1 protein-coding gene is annotated in these 1,504 nt (G+C 72.8%); it reads right to left on the minus strand.

All coding sequences use genetic code 11. The features are described 5' to 3' along the window. Positions 1 to 319 precede the first annotated feature (319 nt). Positions 320 to 1,495: an IS110 family RNA-guided transposase gene (locus AC2A1K_RS35580; RefSeq protein ID WP_483901067.1), complete on the minus strand. Its 1,176-nt coding sequence runs from the start codon at positions 1,493 to 1,495 to the stop codon at positions 320 to 322. Between the last annotated feature and the right edge of the window lie 9 nt (positions 1,496 to 1,504).

The following is a 1,504-nucleotide window of genomic DNA, read 5'->3' on the forward strand; positions in this document are numbered from 1 at the left end:
CTGATATGGAGGGCGTTCCTGTCAAGCGGGCAGGGGTGAGTGGCCTCGGTGCTTACGCATCGTGGCTGTTCGGAGGGTGCCGGCGGGGCCGGGTGGGTGGAGGCGTGTCGGCGCGACGCGCGGTCAGGCTGATATGCGCGGGTTGGTTACCGCATGACCGGGTGTTCGTCGGGAGCGTTCCGCGAATCTAGAGGCGAGCGTCGCCCGGCTCCGGCGGCGCCGATGCCGAGCTGCTCATAGCTGTTTCGCGGGTCGTTCCTCGCGCTGCCTGCATCCTCACCCGGCGCCCGCCGGGTCTGGGGGCGCCGGACCGATTGGTTCAGGTCGGGGCCGGCTGGTCGAGCACCGCGAGGCTCCAGCACCAGCCGGCGAGTTCGCGGGCGACCGCGACGACCGACACGGTGGGGCGCTTGCGGCGCTGTTCGAGGCGGCACCAGCGTTGGTGCAGGCGCTGGTTGCCGGCCTCGGCGCGGGCCCGGACCGCGGCGGACTGCCCGTCGGCGCGGCGGGCACGGTCGCGGCTGGGACGTAGCGGGCGGCGGTGGTGCCAGGCCGCTTCGACCAGCAGCCGGCGGGCGTGGCTGTTGCCGGTCTTGGTGATCGCACCTCGGGTCCGCCGCTCGCCTGAGGAGTCCTCGGAGGGCACGAGACCCAGGTAGGAGCCGATGGTCGAGCCGGTGAAGCGGTGCCAGTCGGCGACCTCGACACACAACCCGACCGCGGTCAGTGTGGAGACCCCACGCAGACACCCCAACCGGCCCACCGGCCCGGCCAGCGCCGGGTCACTGGCGGCCATCTCGACGATCGCGGTGTCGAGCCGGTCGCGGCGGGCGTGCACGGCGAAGACGGTGTCCAGGGCCTCGTCGAAGGCCAGCTGCACTCCGCGCCGCTCGAAGTGCTGGCTGCGTAGCCAGTCGAGGTGCGCGCCGGTCCAGGCGCTGTGGTCCCAGACCAGGCCCTGGCGCAGCAGCAGCTTCGAGAGGCGGTGCCGAGCGCGCATCAGATCGCCCCGGGCATCCTCCCGGGCCCGCACCAGGTCCCGGGCGGCTTCCTCGGCCTCGGTAGGCACCCGCACCCCGGGCACCTCACCGATCCGCAGCAGCCGCGCGAGCCGCTCGGCGTCGCGGCGGTCGGTCTTGACCTTGTCCCCGGCCGGGCGCTCGATCTTCGAGGGCGCCACCACCTCGCAGTGCACTCCGGCCGCGGCCAGGGCCCGGGCCAGTCCGAACCCGGTCGGCCCGGCCTCGTAACAGGCCACCACCGGGCCGGCCTGAGCTCGGACCCAGTCCACGACCTGCTCGGTGCGCGCCCCCATCCGTTGCGTGCGGATCTCCGCAGTCGATTCATCGATCACGCAACCCACGACCGAGCGTGCGTGAACGTCCAACCCGATCCAACTACCCTCGCCAGGCACCGGCGCCTCCCTCGTAAATGCGGCACCGCCACCAACGACGGTGACCCGCGCCAACTTACGAGCGGAGGCGCCGGCCTCCATACGGTCTAG

This window comes from Actinomycetospora sp. 2LY8.5, from assembly GCF_057180585.1.